Annotated in this window: 17 protein-coding genes; 12 read left to right on the forward strand and 5 right to left on the reverse strand. The window is 61.8% G+C overall.

The features are described from left to right. Positions 1–3: 3 nt before the first annotated feature. Complete coding sequence (locus tag AC5SSZ_RS02105) at positions 4–756, forward strand: SDR family oxidoreductase (protein ID WP_274866649.1); 753 nt, start codon at positions 4–6, stop codon at positions 754–756. Positions 757–815: 59 nt separating this feature from the next. Here the strand turns inward: AC5SSZ_RS02105 and AC5SSZ_RS02110 are convergent, their stop codons facing one another. Beyond that, positions 816–1,679, reverse strand: coding sequence for a helix-turn-helix domain-containing protein (locus AC5SSZ_RS02110; protein WP_065271123.1), 864 nt, complete (start codon positions 1,677–1,679; stop codon positions 816–818). 150 nt (positions 1,680–1,829) lie between these two features. Here AC5SSZ_RS02110 and AC5SSZ_RS02115 point away from each other — a divergent pair, with 150 nt between their 5' ends. From AC5SSZ_RS02115 to AC5SSZ_RS02125, 3 genes are all read left to right on the forward strand, one after another. Then, positions 1,830–2,036, forward strand: coding sequence for a DUF2061 domain-containing protein (locus tag AC5SSZ_RS02115; RefSeq protein ID WP_495436598.1), 207 nt, complete (start codon positions 1,830–1,832; stop codon positions 2,034–2,036). Between the two features lie 67 nt (positions 2,037–2,103). Then, positions 2,104–2,994 carry a fatty acid desaturase gene (locus AC5SSZ_RS02120; protein ID WP_495438312.1) on the forward strand — a complete coding sequence of 297 codons (891 nt, stop codon included), beginning with the start codon at positions 2,104–2,106 and terminating at the stop codon, positions 2,992–2,994. Between the two features lie 17 nt (positions 2,995–3,011). Beyond that, a complete protein-coding gene (locus AC5SSZ_RS02125) occupies positions 3,012–3,914 on the forward strand; it encodes an EamA family transporter (protein WP_495436600.1) in 903 nt (300 codons plus the stop codon). A 30-nt stretch (positions 3,915–3,944) separates the two neighbouring features. Here the strand turns inward: AC5SSZ_RS02125 and AC5SSZ_RS02130 are convergent, their stop codons facing one another. Both AC5SSZ_RS02130 and AC5SSZ_RS02135 read right to left on the reverse strand, forming a co-directional pair. Further along, complete coding sequence (locus AC5SSZ_RS02130; protein ID WP_495436602.1) at positions 3,945–4,676, reverse strand: NUDIX hydrolase; 732 nt, start codon at positions 4,674–4,676, stop codon at positions 3,945–3,947. A gap of 28 nt (positions 4,677–4,704) precedes the next feature. Then, the gene (locus AC5SSZ_RS02135; RefSeq protein ID WP_065271119.1) at positions 4,705–5,109 is read right to left on the reverse strand and encodes a DUF983 domain-containing protein; all 405 of its coding nucleotides are present in this window, start codon (positions 5,107–5,109) and stop codon (positions 4,705–4,707) included. Between the two features lie 196 nt (positions 5,110–5,305). On the opposite strand from AC5SSZ_RS02135, the gene AC5SSZ_RS02140 reads away from it, so the two are divergent. The 4 genes from AC5SSZ_RS02140 (at position 5,306) to AC5SSZ_RS02155 (ending at position 7,364) form a co-directional block, all read left to right on the forward strand. After that, positions 5,306–5,800: an EF-hand domain-containing protein gene (locus tag AC5SSZ_RS02140; protein WP_495436605.1), complete on the forward strand. Its 495-nt coding sequence runs from the start codon at positions 5,306–5,308 to the stop codon at positions 5,798–5,800. A gap of 67 nt (positions 5,801–5,867) precedes the next feature. Further along, on the forward strand, positions 5,868–6,440 hold the full coding sequence (locus AC5SSZ_RS02145) for an RNA polymerase sigma factor (RefSeq protein WP_495436607.1): 573 nt from the start codon (positions 5,868–5,870) through the stop codon (positions 6,438–6,440). Next, positions 6,433–6,837 carry a hypothetical protein gene (locus AC5SSZ_RS02150; protein ID WP_065271116.1) on the forward strand — a complete coding sequence of 135 codons (405 nt, stop codon included), beginning with the start codon at positions 6,433–6,435 and terminating at the stop codon, positions 6,835–6,837. Before AC5SSZ_RS02145 ends, AC5SSZ_RS02150 begins: the two co-directional genes overlap by 8 nt. Further along, positions 6,834–7,364, forward strand: coding sequence for a periplasmic heavy metal sensor (locus AC5SSZ_RS02155; RefSeq protein ID WP_274840711.1), 531 nt, complete (start codon positions 6,834–6,836; stop codon positions 7,362–7,364). The genes AC5SSZ_RS02150 and AC5SSZ_RS02155 overlap by 4 nt, the downstream gene beginning before the upstream one ends. Positions 7,365–7,418: 54 nt before the next feature. On the opposite strand, the gene AC5SSZ_RS02160 is transcribed toward AC5SSZ_RS02155, so the two are convergent. Further along, on the reverse strand, positions 7,419–8,819 hold the full coding sequence (locus tag AC5SSZ_RS02160) for a diguanylate cyclase (protein ID WP_347509228.1): 1,401 nt from the start codon (positions 8,817–8,819) through the stop codon (positions 7,419–7,421). Positions 8,820–8,933: 114 nt separating this feature from the next. Here AC5SSZ_RS02160 and AC5SSZ_RS02165 point away from each other — a divergent pair, with 114 nt between their 5' ends. The 4 genes from AC5SSZ_RS02165 to AC5SSZ_RS02180 all read left to right on the forward strand — a co-directional run bounded on the left by AC5SSZ_RS02165 (position 8,934) and on the right by AC5SSZ_RS02180 (position 14,060). After that, entirely contained in the window at positions 8,934–9,218 is a 285-nt protein-coding gene (locus AC5SSZ_RS02165; protein WP_495436612.1) for a DUF3572 domain-containing protein, read from the forward strand. A 39-nt stretch (positions 9,219–9,257) separates the two neighbouring features. Then, a complete protein-coding gene (locus AC5SSZ_RS02170; protein ID WP_495436614.1) occupies positions 9,258–9,968 on the forward strand; it encodes an HAD family hydrolase in 711 nt (236 codons plus the stop codon). A 214-nt stretch (positions 9,969–10,182) separates the two neighbouring features. Continuing rightward, positions 10,183–11,742 (forward strand): trimethylamine methyltransferase family protein, encoded by a 1,560-nt coding sequence (locus AC5SSZ_RS02175; RefSeq protein WP_495436616.1) that lies wholly within the window; start codon positions 10,183–10,185, stop codon positions 11,740–11,742. Positions 11,743–12,176: 434 nt separating this feature from the next. Next, positions 12,177–14,060: a methyl-accepting chemotaxis protein gene (locus AC5SSZ_RS02180; protein WP_274831146.1), complete on the forward strand. Its 1,884-nt coding sequence runs from the start codon at positions 12,177–12,179 to the stop codon at positions 14,058–14,060. A gap of 177 nt (positions 14,061–14,237) precedes the next feature. Here AC5SSZ_RS02180 and AC5SSZ_RS02185 read toward each other — a convergent pair whose 3' ends face one another. Further along, positions 14,238–16,454, reverse strand: a complete 2,217-nt coding sequence (locus AC5SSZ_RS02185; protein ID WP_495436618.1) for an NADP-dependent isocitrate dehydrogenase — start codon at positions 16,452–16,454, stop codon at positions 14,238–14,240. Between the last annotated feature and the right edge of the window lie 198 nt (positions 16,455–16,652).

The following is a 16,652-nucleotide window of genomic DNA, read 5'->3' on the forward strand; positions in this document are numbered from 1 at the left end:
GCGATGCGGGTTCTGATCACCGCCGGGGCATCGGGCATTGGCCGCGCCATGGGCGAGGCTTTTGATGCCGCCGGGGCCGAGGTATGGGTCACCGATCTCGACCCCGCAGCGCTGGAGGCGCTGCCGGATCACTGGCACTGCCACGCGGCGAATGCCGCGTTGGAGCCGGAGATGCGGGCGGTCTTCGACAAGATCGCCGACGCTGGTGGGCTCGATGTGCTCTGCGCCAATGCAGGCATCGCCGGGCCGACCGCGCTGGTCGAGGATATCGACCTTGAGGACTGGCGCTCTTGTGTCAGCGTCAATCTCGAAGGCGCTTTCCTTGCTGCCAAACATGCCACGCCGCTGATGAAATCGGCGGGGCGGGGGGCTATCGTGCTGACCTCCTCGACGGCGGGGATCTATGGCTATCCGAACCGGGCGCCTTATTCGGCGGCGAAATGGGCGGTGATCGGCCTGATGAAGACCCTCGCGATGGAATTGGGGCCTTTTGGCATCCGCGCCAATGCGATCTGCCCCGGCGCTGTTGAAGGCCCGCGCATGGAGGGTGTGCTGGAGCGGGAAGCGGCGCTGAAGGGCATGAGCCGGGATGCGGTGTATGAGGGGTATGCTTCGGGCACCTCGATGCGGTCCTGGGTGACAGCCGCGGATGTGGCCAATATGGCGGTGTTCCTAGGCTCGGATGCCGCGCGGCTGGTGTCGGGTCAGGTGATCGCGGTGGATGGTCATACCGAAAACCCGGACCCGAAGGTCTGAAGGTGGCTCTGCCTGCTGCCGCAGGCCGAGCCTGAAGCTGCGCCTGGGCGCAGCTGTGCCTAATCGCGGATACCGGTTTTCCAGGCCCGCAGCCGTTCGGGCAGCTGACGGGCGGTCAGATCCGCCTCGCGGATCAGTTGGTCGAAGTGGTTGGTGAAGGTCTCGATCCGTTCGCGGTCGCGGAATGCCATGTAGTGGCTTCCGGCATAAAACACGCAAAGCAGCGGCCCGAAAATGGTCACAGGCGATGCGAACAGGCGTTTTGCATCAAAGAGATAGATCCGCAGTCGCGGATAGAGTTGGGTGCAAAGCCGTTCGAAATGATCCAGCTGCTCAAGCCGGATATCCAGCGGCAGACCTTCGTAATAGCCGCAGGCATTGGCAAAGCTTTCCAACTCGTACAGCGGCATCGCGATTTCATAGTCGGATTGGGCTTGCCGCATCAGGGACAGGCGGTCTTCGGAGGCGCCGATGGCCTGATCGGCAGTGCGGCCCAGGTGCGGCGCATATTCCCATTCCAGCAGGGCGCGGGTTTTCAGCAGATCGGGCAGGGCGGCCGGCACATGGCGGATCTTGTAACCCGCCGCCTCCCGATGCCATTCGAAAATCCTTTCATCCACCAGGGCGCGTGGGGCCTCGGTGACCGACATGCTGGAGGCCAGCAGCTCTGCCGCGCTTTCGGGGCGGTCCGACAGGCTCAGCAGCCAATCCGCCGATACGCCAAGCGCCGAGGCGCAGGACCCCACCACATGCGCATTCGGCAGCCGGGCGCCGTCATCGGTGAGCAGCTGCGAAATGGTGGACCGGTCCACGCCGGTCTGGCGGGCCAGGGCGCTTTGGCTCATCCCGCGTTCACCAAGTGCCCGGTTCAGGCGTTCGCGGAATTGCTGCGCGCGAACCCGTTTGTCAATTTTAGTATCCATTGGTGATAAATATCACATGTGATGAAGTTTGTTAATTACATTCAGAATGTCGAACATCCGATACCGGGCCTAGTCTGAGCGTAGAAGCAGAGCAGGGCGCGACCGACGGCAGCGCCTGCCAGCTCCAGTCAGCACAGTGTAGGAGGTACTATGGAAACGCGCAGACGTTCTGTCGTGAAAGCGGTAATCTGGAATGTGATTGGCCTGACCGTGATGACGGTTGTGGGCATGCTTGCAACCGGATCGGCGACGATCGGCGGGGCGATGGCCTTGGTGAACACGGGGCTGGGGTTCGTCACCTACCTGATCTATGAGCGGATCTGGGCCGGGATCGCCTGGGGGCGGGCGCATGTCTGAGGTGCGCGCACAAATGTCCGAGGCAATCGGCCAGGGTACGGAGGCGCCGATACTGCCCTCTGACCTGATGCCGCGCGGCGTGGAATGGGGCACGCTGGTGCTGATCCTGATCTGCTATACCACCTGGTTTGCGGTGATTTTCTGGCTTGCGGCCCTCAGCATGGCGCTGGCCGTGGTACTGGCGGGCGTGTTGATCGCCTTTCACTCTTCGCTGTGTCACGAGGCCTTGCACGGGCATCCGTTCCGCAACCGTCTGCTGAATGAGGCGCTGATGGCGCTGCCGCTCAATCTGGTGATCCCCTATGGCCGCTTTCGCGACACCCATCTGGCGCATCATCAGGACGAACGTCTGACCGATCCGTTCGACGATCCCGAAAGCAATTTCATGTGCCCCGAGGTCTGGCGCGGGCTGGCTCCGTGGAAACGTGCGGTTTTGCGTATGAACAACACGCTGCTGGGGCGGATGCTGCTGGGACCGCTGATCGGGCAGGTCTGTTTCATGGCGGGGGATTGGCAGCTCGTTCGGCAGGGCGACAGGCGGGTGATTGCGGATTGGCTCCTGCACATTGCGGGCAGCGCGCTGGTGGTCTGGCTTGTGCTCCGTGCGCCGATGCCGGTCTGGGCCTATGCCATCGCCGCCTATCTGGGGCTGGCGCTGCTGAAGATCCGCACCTTTCTGGAGCACCGTGCCCATGAAGAGGTCCGTGGCCGCACCGTGGTGATCGAGGATCGCGGGCCGCTGGCGCTGCTGTTCCTAAACAACAACCTGCATATCGTGCACCACATGCACCCGGGCGTGCCCTGGCACGCGTTGCCGCGGCTCTATCATCGGCACCGCGCGCTCTATCAGGCGGCCAACCGTGCCTATGTGTTCCCCTCCTACCGGCAGATTTTTCGCGACTATTTCCTGCGGGCCAAGGATCCGGTGCCGCATCCGCTCTGGCAAAAGGGGAAATAAGCGCTCATAAGCTGATCATGCTGACCTGGATTCCCGTTTCAATCGCCGCCGCGAGCTTTCAGACCGTACGCTTCATGCTGCAAAAGGTTCTGAGCAGTGTCACCCTGTCCCCGGGCGGGGCGACCTTTGCCCGCTTTGCCTATTCGGCGCCGATCATTCTGGCGGCACTGGCGGCTTATCTGATGGCAACTGGGCAGAGCCTGCCGCATCTAGGCCTCATGTTCTGGGTCTTTGCCACCATCGGCGGCACGGCGCAGATCCTCGCCACGGTCTGTGTGGTAGCCCTGTTCAAGCAGCGCAATTTCGCGGTTGGAATCACCTTCAAGAAGACCGAGGTTATCCAGACCGCGATTGTCGGCCTTGCGGTGCTGGGGGACGGGATCAGCCCCTGGGGCTGGGCAGCGATCCTGATCGGGCTCTCGGCCGTGCTCGTCTTGTCGAAAACTCCGGAAGTGAAGGGCGCCTGGTGGCAGCATCTGACCAACAAGGCCTCACTGCTGGGGCTTGGCTCTGGTGTGCTTTTCGCCTTTTCCGCCGTCAGCTATCGCGGGGCATCACTGCAACTCGGTGATCTGGACCCGGTCTTTCGTGCCGGTGTGACGCTGGCATCGGTTGTCTCCTTGCAGACGGTGCTGATGCTGATCTGGCTGGCGCTCAAGGAAAAGGGTGAGATTACCCGCGTCTGGCAGGCGCGCCGGGTTGCGGTCTGGGTTGGTCTGACCAGTATGGGCGGTTCGTTCTGCTGGTTCTGGGCCTTCACCTTGCAAAACGCTGCCTACGTCAAGGCGCTGGGACAGATCGAACTGGTGCTGTCGCTGCTGGCCTCGGTCCTATTCTTCCGGGAGAAAATCACCGTCCGCGAAATCACCGGCATGGGACTGCTGATCCTGTCGATCCTCGCGTTGGTGCTGGCAATCTGACCTTCCGCCGTCACGGAGGGGTGAGCAGGTTCAGGAGCTTTCCGGCATCGGATAGCCCTTCAGCCGCAGGAACAGGCTGGTTTCATCATCGTTGCGGAAATAGGGTACGCTGTCCGGCGGATTGGTGTCGCGGATGCGGCCAGTCACCTCGGCCAGAACCACTTCGGTGATAAAGGGCAAATCGAAGGTACGAACCTCGCTGAGCGGGATCCACTGCAGATGCGACAGCTCGTCCGAGGCCTGCGAGAAATCATCGAGATCGCCGACAATGGCATCGGCATCGATCAGAAAGAACCGCGCATCGAACCGGCGCGGGCGGCCCGGCGGGGTGAGCGCCCGGAACACGAATTGCAGCGCCCGCGCCGAAGGCAGATGGCCGCTTTTTGCAAAGGTCTGCCAATCCTCGGGGATCGGGTCGGCCCAGTCGCCCGGCGTGCCAAGCAAGAGCCCGGTTTCCTCCCACAGCTCGCGGATCGCGGCAATGGCCAGTGCGTGGTGCAGATCATGCGGCGCCTGTTCGGACAGGCGGTCGCGGCAGACGGCGGGCAGAGGATCGGCCAGCGGCACGGAACTGTCGGCCAGATCCACCGCGCCGCCGGGAAAGACGAACTTGTTCGGCATGAAGGCAGCCTTGGCGCCACGCTGGCCCATCAGGACCTGCGGGTCATCGGCCATCCGATCACGTACGGCGATCACCGTCGCCGCGTTGCGGATTGCCGTTTTGTCCTGACTTGTTACGCCCTGAACCTCTGCGCTGCTCATCTGCCTCTCCCCTTTGTTTCCAAAGGGTTCAGGTTCTGTCTTCGAACCCGTGCATCCGCCGCGCCCATTGATAGGCGACGACAACCCCCTTCAGTCTGGGGAGAAGATACAGCGACGAAGCCAGACAGCCAATCGAGAAAACTGTGAACGTTACGAGAGGTGCCGGCCGCCAGGCGAAATAAACCACATGCAACAGCGGCGCCATCAGATGGCCCACCACCAGAATGGTCAGATAGGCGGGGCCGTCATCGGCGCGGTGGCCGGACAGATCGAGGCCGCAATTACTGCAGCTGTCGTTCACCTTGAGGTAGGAATGCAGCAGTTTGCCTTTGCCGCACTCGGGGCATTTCTGGCGCCAGCCTTTCAGCAGGGCAGGCATCGTCTCGCGTTCGGTATCGGTGTCGGGGGCCATCACGGCTTGGGACTCAGTCATGAAATATCCTGTGTTGCAAACGCATGTTTGCGCGCTTCTTGCCCGAGGGAAAGGGGGGCGCACAAGGTCTGCGGCTGGATGCCGCAAAAATAGCAGGCAAAAGTAAATCACATTTTTGCGACGGAAAGATCGGGCTGCGGCGTTTCTTCTATGCATCGGGCAGCACAGGGCTGCCACCAATCAAAGGGAAGATGACATGAAACATACGCAGTTCATCGCCGCTATCGTTGCAGTTGCCGGCCTGGCCGGAGCTACGGCTGCTCTTGCTCAATCGGGTCCCGGCCATCACGGCCCCAAAGTGTCGTTCGAGGAACTGGATGCCGATGGCAATGGCGCGGTATCGCCCGGGGAAATGACCGCCCACCGCGCGGCCCGTTTCGCGCAGGTTGATGCGAATGGTGACGGCAAACTGTCGGTCGAGGAAATGCAGGCCGAAGGTGCGCGGCGCGCAGCCCAGCGTGCGGCGCGGATGATGGAACGGTTCGACAGCGATGGCGATGGCGCGCTCAGCCAGGATGAGTTGCCTGATCACTCCAAGCGTGGTGATATGTTCTCTCGGATGGACAAGGACGGCAATGGCGCTGTGTCAAAGGAAGAGTTTGACCAGGCCCGGATGAACCGTGGTGGTATGCATCATGGCGGCAAGGGCGGCAAGAATTGCGGTCAGAAACAGGGCATGGGGCAGAACTGATCCTTCAGGCGTGCTGCAAAGAACGGATACATCAGCGGGCAGGGCTTCCTTGGAAGGCCTGCCCAAGGTGAGCGCGTCGCCGGATGACGAGGTGCTGCTGGAGCTCTTTGCCCAGGGCGACCAGCGCGCAGCAGCCCTGCTGACCGACCGGCTTGGCCCCCGTGCATTCGGGGTGGCCATGCGGGTTCTGGGCAACCGGGCCGAAGCAGAGGATGTGACACAGGAGGCGATGATGCGCCTGTGGCGGATCGCTCCGGAGTGGCGGCGCGGAGAGGCGAAGATCTCAACCTGGCTCTACCGGGTGGTGATGAACCTTTGCATCGATCTGAAGCGTCGCCAGCGCGGCGGGTATCTGGATCTGGACGCGGTCCCCGACCCGCCGGATCCGGCGCAAAGCGCGCCCGAGGCGATGCAGGACGGGGCCCGCCATGATGCGCTGCAGGAGGCGCTGATGCAATTGCCCGAGCGGCAGCGTCAAGCAGTGATCCTGCGCCATCTGGAAGAGCTGGCAAATCCGGAGATCGCCGGAATTATGGATATTAGCGTTGAGGCGGTCGAAAGTTTGACCGCCCGGGGCAAGAGGGCGCTGGCGGCACTGCTTGCCGGGCGCCGAGAAGAGTTGGGGTATCACGATGGCTGACACCGAAAAAGATATCGACCTGCTGGAGGCGCTGTTCGAAGAGGCGCGGCGGGACCAGCCGACATTGCCGGATGACCTGAGTGCGCGCATTCTTGCGGATGCAGCGGATGTTCAGGCCCGGCAGGCGGCGGCTTTGGCCGTGCCCCCGGCGCAAAATCCGGCAGGGGCGTTGGCTGCATCGGCAATCGGGATGTGGCGCCAGTTTCGCGCCGCGGTTGGCGGATGGCCGGCCATGGGTGGCATGGCAGCGGCCTGCGCTGTCGGGCTGTGGATCGGACTGGCGCCGCCGTCCTTTCTGCCGGACCCGGCCGAGTTCACGCAGCTGTCCGTGGACACGACAGCCCTGCCATACGACAGTTACGATCTGGCTGTGATGCTGGGTGAGGAGACAGAATGAGCACTGACGGACATACCCCGAACTCTACCGGAGGCGGCGCGGGTGAAGCCCGGACTGGAATGCGGCTTTGGCTGAAGGTGCTTCTGGCCGTGTCTCTGGCGGCCAACCTTGCGGTGGCAGGGCTCGCGATCGGGGCTTTCATGCGCTGGCACGACGGATCGCATCCGGGCAAGCGTCCGCCCTCGGTCGGGTCGATGATATTTCGCGATCTGGACCGGGAGACCCGGACAGAATTGCACCGTCGCGCCGAAGGGGATCATGGCAGCTATGGGGCCCGCCGCCGCGCCGAGGGCGAGGCGGTCATCGCGATCTTGCGGGGGGATCCCTTTGATGCCGGGCAGCTGGCCAGGGTCCTGGAGCAGCAGGCCGACAACCGGCGGGCCTTTCAGATCTCGGTGCAGCGGGCCTGGATCGCACAGGTGGAGGCCATGACTGCAGATGAACGTGCCCGCTATGCCGAGCGGATGCGGGAGATGCTGCGCCGACATGCGGAATGGCACAAGGCGCATAGGTCCGGGAAACCCTGATACTGCTGCGCAACGTAGGCAGTGCCGGAAACTAATAGCAGCGGTGAGGAGCGCTCAGGCGACTGCTGTGTCGGGCCGTGACAGGGTGACCTGGTTGCGGCCTGAGTTCTTGGCGCCATAGAGCGCCTGATCTGCCTTGGCGATCAGAGAGGTGACATTTGTCATCTCCTTCTCAGCACCATCGCCAATGACCGCGCCGATGCTGATCGTCACCGCGATCGGTTCATCAATTTCTGGCACATCAAAGGGAGTGCTGTTGATCGCGTTGCACAGGGCAACGGCGGCCTCGCTCGCTTCCTGTTCATTGGCGCCGGGCAGGACGATCATGAATTCCTCGCCGCCAACCCGCGCCAGCAGGTCCACCGGACGCAGGTGGCTTTGCAGCCGGCGGGAGGCTTCGATCAGAACCGCGTCGCCGGCTGGGTGGCCATAGCGGTCGTTGATCTGCTTGAAGTGGTCAAGGTCGGCCAGCATCAGGGCGAATTTATCGCCGCTTTCGGCGGCGCTGCGGGCGGTGCGGTCCAGAAACGGTTTTGCATAGCGGCGGTTGAAGAGCCCGGTCATCGGATCTTCGACAGCGGCGCGCAGCCCGTTGCGGACGCTGTCGCGCAGCAGGTCGTGGCGGTGCTTGTATTGCAGCTGCGTGCCAAGACGCAGCGCCAGTTCCTCGACGTTGAACCCGTTTTGCAGCACATCATGGGCGCCGCGGTCCAGCGCTTCGGCGGCGATATGCGCATCGGCCGGATTGGGCACTGCGATGACCACCGACTGACGGGTGGTGGCCCGGGCTCTCAGATCGGCCAGAAGCCGCAGGCCGACGCCCGACGACATTTCGTTCAGCTCGATAATGAAAACATCGGCGACGGGATCGCTCATCAACGGTTGGATGTCACCGATCTGATGGGTGCGGATGTCATGCGGCACGTAGTGGGACAGACGGTCCTGCCAGTTCCGCGCGGTCTGGATATCCTCGGCCACCAGCGCCACCGTTGCCTTGATGTTGTGGGGGGAGCGGCTACGGTCGGTCAGGGGCAGGACAAAGCCATGCGAGGCATCGCGCTGGAGGTTCAGCTCTTCATTGGCGCTGCGGGTGCGCAGCAGGCTGCGGATCCGGGCCTGCAGGATCACATCGTCCAGCGGTTGCGGCAGCACGTCGTCGATCCCTGCCGAAAGCGCCTCAAGCCGCCGCATGGGGTTATCCGTGCGGCTGACGGCGATCACCGGCACATCCGCCAGGCTGTCGTCGCGGGTCAGTTCCCGTTTCACATCTGCGGCGCTGCCATCGGGCAGGGAGTTGGCGGTCAGAACCAGATCGGGGCGGCAGCCACGGGCAATTTCCAGCACACCGGAGACCTGTGTCGCCAGCACGACATCATAATAAGCGGCAGCAAGCTGCACCTTCATCATGATGCGGTTGGTTGATACACCGTCTATGACCAGAATGGTTCCCTGCACGCGCAATCCTTTCGAGGCATGCGTTTCGATGACTAGAAGTTTTCACCTCTGCTGGTTAATAAACCCTTTCATATTTTCATTAAAATGGCCGCAAAGTGTCAGGAAGGTGCCGACATGCAGTTTTCCGCCGATCAAGCTGAAACCATTGCCTTGCAGGCCCTTGCCTGGCTGTCCGGAAATGACGAATTATTTCCGGTGTTTATGGGCGCAACCGGGGCCAGCGAGGATGATCTGCGCAGTCGCGCCACCGATCCGGAATTTTTGGGCTCGGTGCTCGATTTCTTAACGATGGACGATTCCTGGGTTGTGGAATTCTGTGACAGCTTGGGCCTCAGTTATGAGACGCCAATGCACGCGCGGATGGCGCTTCCGGGTGGTGCGCAGGTTCACTGGACCTGATATGCAGTGCTCTGACCCTATTCTGATCAGGACCTTGTGATGCTGGTAGATGCTTTTCTGTTCGACAAGGACGGAACCCTTTTTGATTTTGCTGCCACCTGGAACAGCTGGGCGGCCGGGGTGCTGAAGAGCCTCGCGGGCGGGGATGTGGCCCTCGCAGGCGCCATGGCCGACACGCTGCGGTTTGATCTGGAGCGGGAGTGTTTCCATCCGGACAGTTTCGTGATCGCGGGCACCAACGGTGAGGTGGCGGCGGCCCTGGCGCCCCATGTGCCGCACATGAGCGAGGCCGAGCTGGAGCGGTTTCTGGCCGAAGGCGCAGCCAATGCGGCGCTAGCCGAGGCCGTGCCGCTTGCCGATTTCCTGGACGGGCTGCTGGCGCGGGGCAAGGTGCTGGGGGTGATGACCAATGATGCCGAAGTGTCGGCGCTGAGCCAGCTTGAGCGGGCAGGGGTTCTGGACCGCTTCACCTTTGTCGCCGGGTTCGACAGCGGCCATGGCGCCAAACCAGATGCCGCGCCGCTCTTGGCCTTCTGCAAGGCCTGCGGGGTTGCCCCAGAACGCACCGCGATGGTTGGCGACAGCCTGCATGATCTGCAGGCGGGGGCGGCGGCGGGCATGCGCCGTCTTGGGGTGCTCACCGGAATGGCCAGCCATCAGGATCTGGCGCCTCACGCCGATGCGGTCTTGCCGGACATTGGCCATATTCCCGAATGGCTCGACCGCGCGAGCCAGCCAGCGGCGCAATAACCTGCGATCCTGACGTGATGTTGCTGTGCGGATCTGTCCGCGCAGCCAAAAATTTGGGCTGAACTGTTCACTTGTGTCTAGAAAATGCCTCCATGCACCCCGGGGAGTGAAAAAACGACAGCGGATGTCGTGAACGGAAAGGTTGCAGGCCTCGTTCTCGGGCCAGTTGAACGGCGCAAGAAAACACAGACGCTTCAACAGGACGGAGGTCATCATGGCACGAGCAACAGCGGGACGCAGGCGCGGCGGCGGCAGAGCAGGCGCGGCGGCCCGGCGCGGAGACGCGGCACTGGCGCAGATGCCTTGGTCGATCCCGGTGAACATTGACCGTCCCATTGAACCGCTTAGCCCGGATGGTGTTGAAGCCATCCACGATGGCGCCATGCGCATCCTCGAAGAGATCGGTATCGTCTTCCTCAACCCTGAGGCGCTGGAGATTTTCAAAGAAGCAGGCTGCCGTGTAGAAGGCGATCTGGTGCGGATGGACCGCGAGTTCGTGATGGAGATGGTGGGCAAGGCGCCGGACAGCTTTGACATCACCCCGCGCAATCCAGAGCGCAGGATCCCCATTGGCGGCAATCATATCCTGTTCGGTAATGTTTCCTCCCCGCCCAACTACTGGGATATGGAGCTGAACAAGAAAGTCGCGGGCACGCAGGAGCAGTGCCGGAACCTTCTGAAGCTGACGCAGTATTTCAACTGCATCCATTTCGCCGGTGGATATCCGGTGGAGCCCGTGGATATCCATGCCTCTGTGCGCCACCTTGATGTACTTTATGACAAGCTGACGCTGACGGATAAGGTGATGCACGCTTACTCGCTCGGCAAGGAGCGGGTTGAGGACGTGATGGAAATGGTGCGGATCGCCGGGGGGCTGAGCCATGAAGAGTTCGAGTCCCGCCCGCATATGTACACCAACATCAACTCGACCTCGCCGCTGAAGCATGACTTCCCGATGATCGACGGCTGTCTGCGGTTGGTCCGCAAGGGGCAGGCGGTGGTTGTGACGCCCTTTACCCTGGCCGGGGCGATGGCGCCTGTCACCATGTCGGGTGCAGTGGCGCAATCGCTGGCGGAATCGCTTTGTGCCATTGCGCTGTTCCAATATGTGCGGCCCGGCACCCCCTGTGCGATTGGCACCTTCACGTCAAATGTGGACATGAAATCCGGTGCTCCCGCCTTTGGCACGCCGGAATACATGCGCGCCACCCAGATGACCGGCCAGATGGCGCGCTACTATGGCTTGCCGATGCGCTCTTCCGGGGTCTGCGCGGCCAATGTGCCGGATGGGCAGGCCATGTGGGAGACGTCGAATTCCCTCTGGGCGGCGGTGCAGTCGGGCACCAATATGGTCTACCACGCCGCTGGCTGGCTGGAGGGCGGTCTGATCGCCAGCCCGGAAAAGTTCATCATGGATTGCGAGGTGCTGCAGCAGATCCAGCGCTACTTGCAGCCGCAGATCTGCGCCACCGGCCCCGAGGAGATTGCTCTGGATGCCATCCGGGAGGTCGGCAACGACGGGCACTTCTTTGGCCTGAAACACACGCAGGACCGCTATACGGATGCATTCTATCAGCCGTTCCTCAGCGACTGGCGCAACTATGAAGCCTGGGAGGCGGCAGGTGCAGTCTGGACGCCGGAGCGGGCGCATAAGATCTATAAGGACATTTTGGCCGATTTCGAGGCGCCGCCGATGGACGACGCGATCCGCGAAGAGCTGGGCGATTTCGTGGCCCGTCGCAAGGCCGAAGGCGGCGCACCCACAGATTTCTAATCAAAATCGGCGACAGGGAGTCATAAGGGAAACGCCAAGCGTGGGGTCAAAATGACCCGTGGTCCTCTGATTCCCTGTCATTTTGTCTAAATGGCCAGAAAGTTTGCATGCGCAGATTTTCTGGTTACTGCTGTCTGCCCGGATTGTGAGCCGCGGGTCGGAGACAGAGCGCGGCGGTCTCAGTTTTGATGACCGCGATAGCTTGTGTTTTCCTTGCAGTGTTCGTGGCTTACGCAGACTCTCTTGGCAGAGTCCCGTGTCGGAATAGTGAAAACCTGGGATGGTTTTCCGGCTGGTTTCCTGAGGTATTTGGCCGAATTTCGTGCGCTTTCAGGGCCGCGTTGGCTAAAACCACCGACGTTAATCTAAGAGAAAATTAGGGAAGTATCTCTAACCTTGCATGTAAATGAGCGTCACTAAAGGACCAGTCTACTATGCCTACGTTTCTCTACCGATTGCCGGCCCGTATCTATGCGCTGGCAGGATTGGGGGTTGCTCTTGCCGCCGCTTTGACCTTTGTGCTCCTGACCCGCGCTGTCGACAATGCCTACGAGATGCGGGAAAAAGAACTCGACAGCCTGACCGATGCCATGGTCAGCGTGCTGGCCGATCTGGAGGCGCAGGTTCAAGCAGGTTCCCTGACCCCGGAAGAGGCCCAGGAACGCGGGATCGCCGCGGTTGAGACGCCGCGCTTTGGCACGGCAGGATATTTCTTTGCGCTGAACCGGCAGAACTACATGGTCGCCCATCCGGTCGCCAAGCAGCTGATCGGCAAGGATCAGACCATGTTCGAAGACGTCAATGGCGTCCTTGTGTTTCAGGAATTCCAGAAGATCGCGGATTCGACGGGCCACGGCCCACTCATTTTCCACTTCAACAAGCCTGACTCGGACATCCCTGAGGCAAAGATGGGCTATGTGAAGCTGTTTGAGCCCTGGGGCTGGATCGTCGGCACTGGCGCCTATGTGGCCGATATCGAGGCGGATGTTGCCGCCATGCGCAATTCTGCCCTGATCGCGCTGGTGATCGGACTGGCAGCCATGGGGGTTGCAGCCTTCTTCCTGGCGCGCAGCGTGATCAAGCCGGTTGAACGTATCAAAGACCGTATGCAGTCCATGGCCGAGGGGGACACCAGTGCCGAGATTCCGGGATTGGCGAGCCACAGCGAGATCGGCGACATGGCGCGCACGCTGGACGTGTTCCGTACCTCTCTGATCCGCCAGAAAGAACTGGAAGCAGAACAGAAAGAGCGCGACCAGGCTCAGGCTCAGGTGGTACAGACTTTGACCAGCCGCCTGTCGGTTCTCGCGAATGGCGATCTGACCGTGCGTATCGACAGCGCCTTCCCCGAGGACTACGAGCAGCTGCGTATCGACTTCAACCGGACGGTCGAAAATCTCAGCGATACCGTGTCGAAAGTGGTGGAATCCGCGTCCAGCATTCGCAACGGCGCGGCTGAGATCAGCCAGTCTTCGGATGATCTATCGCATCGCACCGAAAGTCAGGCCGCAACGCTCGAAGAAACCGCTGCTGCGCTGGATGAGTTGACCGCATCGGTCAAATCCGCTGCCGACGGTGCACGTAGCGTCGAAAACATCATGGATGAGGCCAAGCAGGAAGCCGAAAACAGCGGCGTCGTGGTGCAAAGCGCGGTTTCGGCGATGACTGAAATCGAGCAATCCTCGACCCATATCGCCCAGATCATCAGTGTCATCGACGACATCGCCTTCCAGACCAATCTCCTGGCGCTCAACGCCGGGGTCGAAGCCGCCCGTGCCGGCGAAGCAGGCCGTGGTTTCGCAGTGGTTGCATCCGAAGTGCGCGCCCTGGCGCAGCGGTCCTCGGATGCGGCGATGGAGATCAAGACCCTGATCGGCGACAGCTCGAAACAGGTAGAGCGCGGTGTGGATCTTGTCGGCAAGGCCGGCGAGGCGCTGCAGAATATTGTGCAACGGGTCAACCACATCTCGAAACTGGTGACCGATATCGCCGAGGGCGCGGCCGAGCAATCGACCGGTCTGGGGGAAATCAACACCGGTGTGGTGCAGCTGGATCAGGTGACCCAGCAGAACGCCGCCATGGTGGAAGAGGCCACCGCTGCGGGCCATATGCTAAACAGCGACGCCACCAAGCTGGCCGAACTGGTCGCACACTTCAAGATCACGGGCGGCAGCAATATCACCGCAATGCCGCAGCCTTCGGCACCCATCGCACCGACGGCTCATGGCGAAGATGATTGGGATCTGGACGAGATCACTCCGACCCCCGTCGCCGCAACTGATGGAAACGCTGCCATCGACAAGTGGCAGGACTTCTAAGGGATCGCGATCCTTGTCTCTGAGCGGGAGATCCGTGCCTTTATAAACTGGTTTTCCCGCTCACGTGGCGCGCAAGGCTCAGAACAATGACTAAAGAAAACGCCCGGCAGGATCTGCCGGGCGTTCTTGTATTGCTGTGCCTTTGAGCGGGGACGGACGCCCCCGCTGTCCCGGCCCTTAGCCGATGATCGCGTTCAGCGTTGCGCTGGGGCGCATCACGGCTGCTTTTTTCACCGCATCGGGGTGGTAGTAGCCGCCGATGTCCGCCGGGTTGCCCTGGGCAGCAGCGAATTCAGCCAAGATCTGCTCTTCCTTGGAAGCCAGAGCTTCGGCGATCGGCTTGAACTCGGCTGCCAGATCCGCATCCTCGGTCTGCGCGGCCAGGGCTTCGGCCCAGTAGCGTGCGAACCAGTAGTGGCTGTCGCGGTTGTCCGGTTCACCCACTTTGCGCGAAGGCGACTTGTTGTTGTCCAGAATGCCCTGGGTCGCCACTTCGGCTGCGCTGCCCAGGACGCCGGCTTTGGCGTTGCCTTTGGCATCGGCAAGGAAGTTCAGCGACTCGCCCAATGCGCAGAATTCACCCATCGAATCCCAGCGCAGGTGGCTTTCTTCGACCAACTGCTGCACGTGTTTCGGAGCCGAACCACCGGCGCCGGTTTCGAACAACCCGCCGCCGTTCATCAACTTCACGATCGACAGCATCTTGGCCGAGGTGCCCAGTTCCAGGATCGGGAACAGGTCGGTCAGGTAGTCGCGCAGCACGTTGCCGGTGATGGCGATGCTGTCCTTGCCCGCAGTGATGGTGTCCAGCGACTGACGGGTCGCTTCGCGCGGCGCCATGATCATGAACTTGTCGGCCACGCCAGCAGCCTCCAGCGCCGGTTTGACGTATTTGATCAGCTCGGCGTCATGGGCGCGGTTTGCGTCCAGCCAGAAGATCGCTTCGGAGCCGGTCAGGCGCTGACGGTCCATCGCCAGTTGGATCCAGTTCTCGATCGGTGCCTTGTTGACGGTGCATGCGCGCCAGATGTCACCGGCTTCCACATCGTGGCTGTGCAGGGTTTCGCCATTGGCCAGCACGATGCGGATGGTGCCGTCTGCCGGGGCTTCAAAGGTGGTGGGGTGGCTGCCGTATTCTTCGGCTTTCTGCGCCATCAGGCCGACGTTGGCGACGGAACCTGCCTTGGTCACGTCGAGCGCACCGTTTTCTTTGAAGTAGTTGATCGTCTCATCATAGACGGTCGCATAGCAGTTGTCGGGGATCACGCAGTTGGTATCGCCCTTGTTGCCTGCTTCGTCCCAGCCTTTGCCGCCAGCACGGATGACCGCGGGCATGGAGGCGTCGATGATCACATCCGACGGCACGTGCAGGTTGGTGATGCCCTTGTCGCTGTCGACCATGTACATGGAAGGACGGTCGAGCGCTGCGATCTCGGATTTGATCTCAGCCGCGTTGGGCAGCGTGTCGATGGCAGCCAGAACAGCGCCCAGACCCGAGTTCGGCGAACCACCGGCAGCAGCGATCGCCGCGCCGTGCTTGTCCCAGACCGGACCCAGCCAGGCTTTGACAGCGTGGCCAAAGATGATCGGGTCCGAGACCTTCATCATGGTCGCCTTCATGTGCAGCGAGAACATGGTGCCGTCGGCCTTGGTGTCCTCAATGGCATCGGCCAGGAAAGAGGACAGCGCCTTGGCAGACATGAAGGTCGCGTCGGTCACGGTGCCTTCGCCCAGCGACCAGCCGTCTTTCAGCACGGTGACAGAGCCGTCCTTGGCGACGAATTCGATTTTCGCGTCACCGGCCTGTGCGGCGGTGATGGTCGCGGATTTTTCGTTCGCGTAGAAATCGTTGCCGGGCATCGAGGAGACTTTGGTCTTGCTGTCAGCCGACCATGCGCCCATCGAATGCGGGTTGTTCTGGGCGTAGTTCTTCACCGCCTTGGCCGAACGACGGTCCGAGTTGCCTTCACGCAGCACCGGGTTCACGGCCGAGCCTTTGAGGGTGTCGTAGCGCGCGCGGATTGCCTTTTCGGCGTCACTCTGCGGGTCTTCGGGGTAGTTCGGGATGTCATAGCCCTGCGCCTGCAGTTCGGCGATGGCGGCGGTCAGCTGCGGCACCGAAGCGGAGATGTTCGGCAGCTTGATGACATTGGCGTCGGGGGTTTTGACCAGCTCACCGAGGGCCGCCAGATCGTCGCTCTGGCGCTGCTCTTCGCTCAGACCTTCGGGGAAGGTCGCGATGATGCGGCCGGCCAGCGAGATATCCTTGGTTCCGACAGAGACACCGGCAGCCGAGGCGAACTTGCGGATGATCGGCAGGAAGGACGCCGAGGCCAGCTCGGGCGCTTCGTCTACGATGGTATACAAAATGTCGGGGTTTGAATTTTCTGTCATATTCCACAACCTTTCAGCGATATCGGAAGCTTTGTTGACTTTGGGCGGCGGCGCTTCACCTCCCGGGTTTTGGTGATGTCCCGGGCGCGTTGCCGTACATATCGCCCCCCGTGTAAAACACGCGGCGCCGGGGCGCAATTGCCTGCTTGGATTTTCAAGGGCGCAGTTTGACGCGGGGTCGCGAATTCCCGCGGATAT

The sequence above is a fragment of the Phaeobacter sp. CC-HEC084 genome (assembly GCF_059429255.1).

Coding starts and splice junctions, on each gene's coding strand:
- AC5SSZ_RS02105 (WP_274866649.1), top strand. CDS start 4: ATGCGGGTTCTGATCACCGCCGGGGCATCGGGCATTGGCCGCGCCATG.
- AC5SSZ_RS02110 (WP_065271123.1), bottom strand. CDS start 1,679: ATGGATACTAAAATTGACAAACGGGTTCGCGCGCAGCAATTCCGCGAA.
- AC5SSZ_RS02115 (WP_495436598.1), top strand. CDS start 1,830: ATGGAAACGCGCAGACGTTCTGTCGTGAAAGCGGTAATCTGGAATGTG.
- AC5SSZ_RS02120 (WP_495438312.1), top strand. CDS start 2,104: ATGCCGCGCGGCGTGGAATGGGGCACGCTGGTGCTGATCCTGATCTGC.
- AC5SSZ_RS02125 (WP_495436600.1), top strand. CDS start 3,012: ATGCTGACCTGGATTCCCGTTTCAATCGCCGCCGCGAGCTTTCAGACC.
- AC5SSZ_RS02130 (WP_495436602.1), bottom strand. CDS start 4,676: ATGAGCAGCGCAGAGGTTCAGGGCGTAACAAGTCAGGACAAAACGGCA.
- AC5SSZ_RS02135 (WP_065271119.1), bottom strand. CDS start 5,109: ATGACTGAGTCCCAAGCCGTGATGGCCCCCGACACCGATACCGAACGC.
- AC5SSZ_RS02140 (WP_495436605.1), top strand. CDS start 5,306: ATGAAACATACGCAGTTCATCGCCGCTATCGTTGCAGTTGCCGGCCTG.
- AC5SSZ_RS02150 (WP_065271116.1), top strand. CDS start 6,433: ATGGCTGACACCGAAAAAGATATCGACCTGCTGGAGGCGCTGTTCGAA.
- AC5SSZ_RS02155 (WP_274840711.1), top strand. CDS start 6,834: ATGAGCACTGACGGACATACCCCGAACTCTACCGGAGGCGGCGCGGGT.
- AC5SSZ_RS02165 (WP_495436612.1), top strand. CDS start 8,934: ATGCAGTTTTCCGCCGATCAAGCTGAAACCATTGCCTTGCAGGCCCTT.
- AC5SSZ_RS02170 (WP_495436614.1), top strand. CDS start 9,258: ATGCTGGTAGATGCTTTTCTGTTCGACAAGGACGGAACCCTTTTTGAT.
- AC5SSZ_RS02175 (WP_495436616.1), top strand. CDS start 10,183: ATGGCACGAGCAACAGCGGGACGCAGGCGCGGCGGCGGCAGAGCAGGC.
- AC5SSZ_RS02180 (WP_274831146.1), top strand. CDS start 12,177: ATGCCTACGTTTCTCTACCGATTGCCGGCCCGTATCTATGCGCTGGCA.
- AC5SSZ_RS02185 (WP_495436618.1), bottom strand. CDS start 16,454: ATGACAGAAAATTCAAACCCCGACATTTTGTATACCATCGTAGACGAA.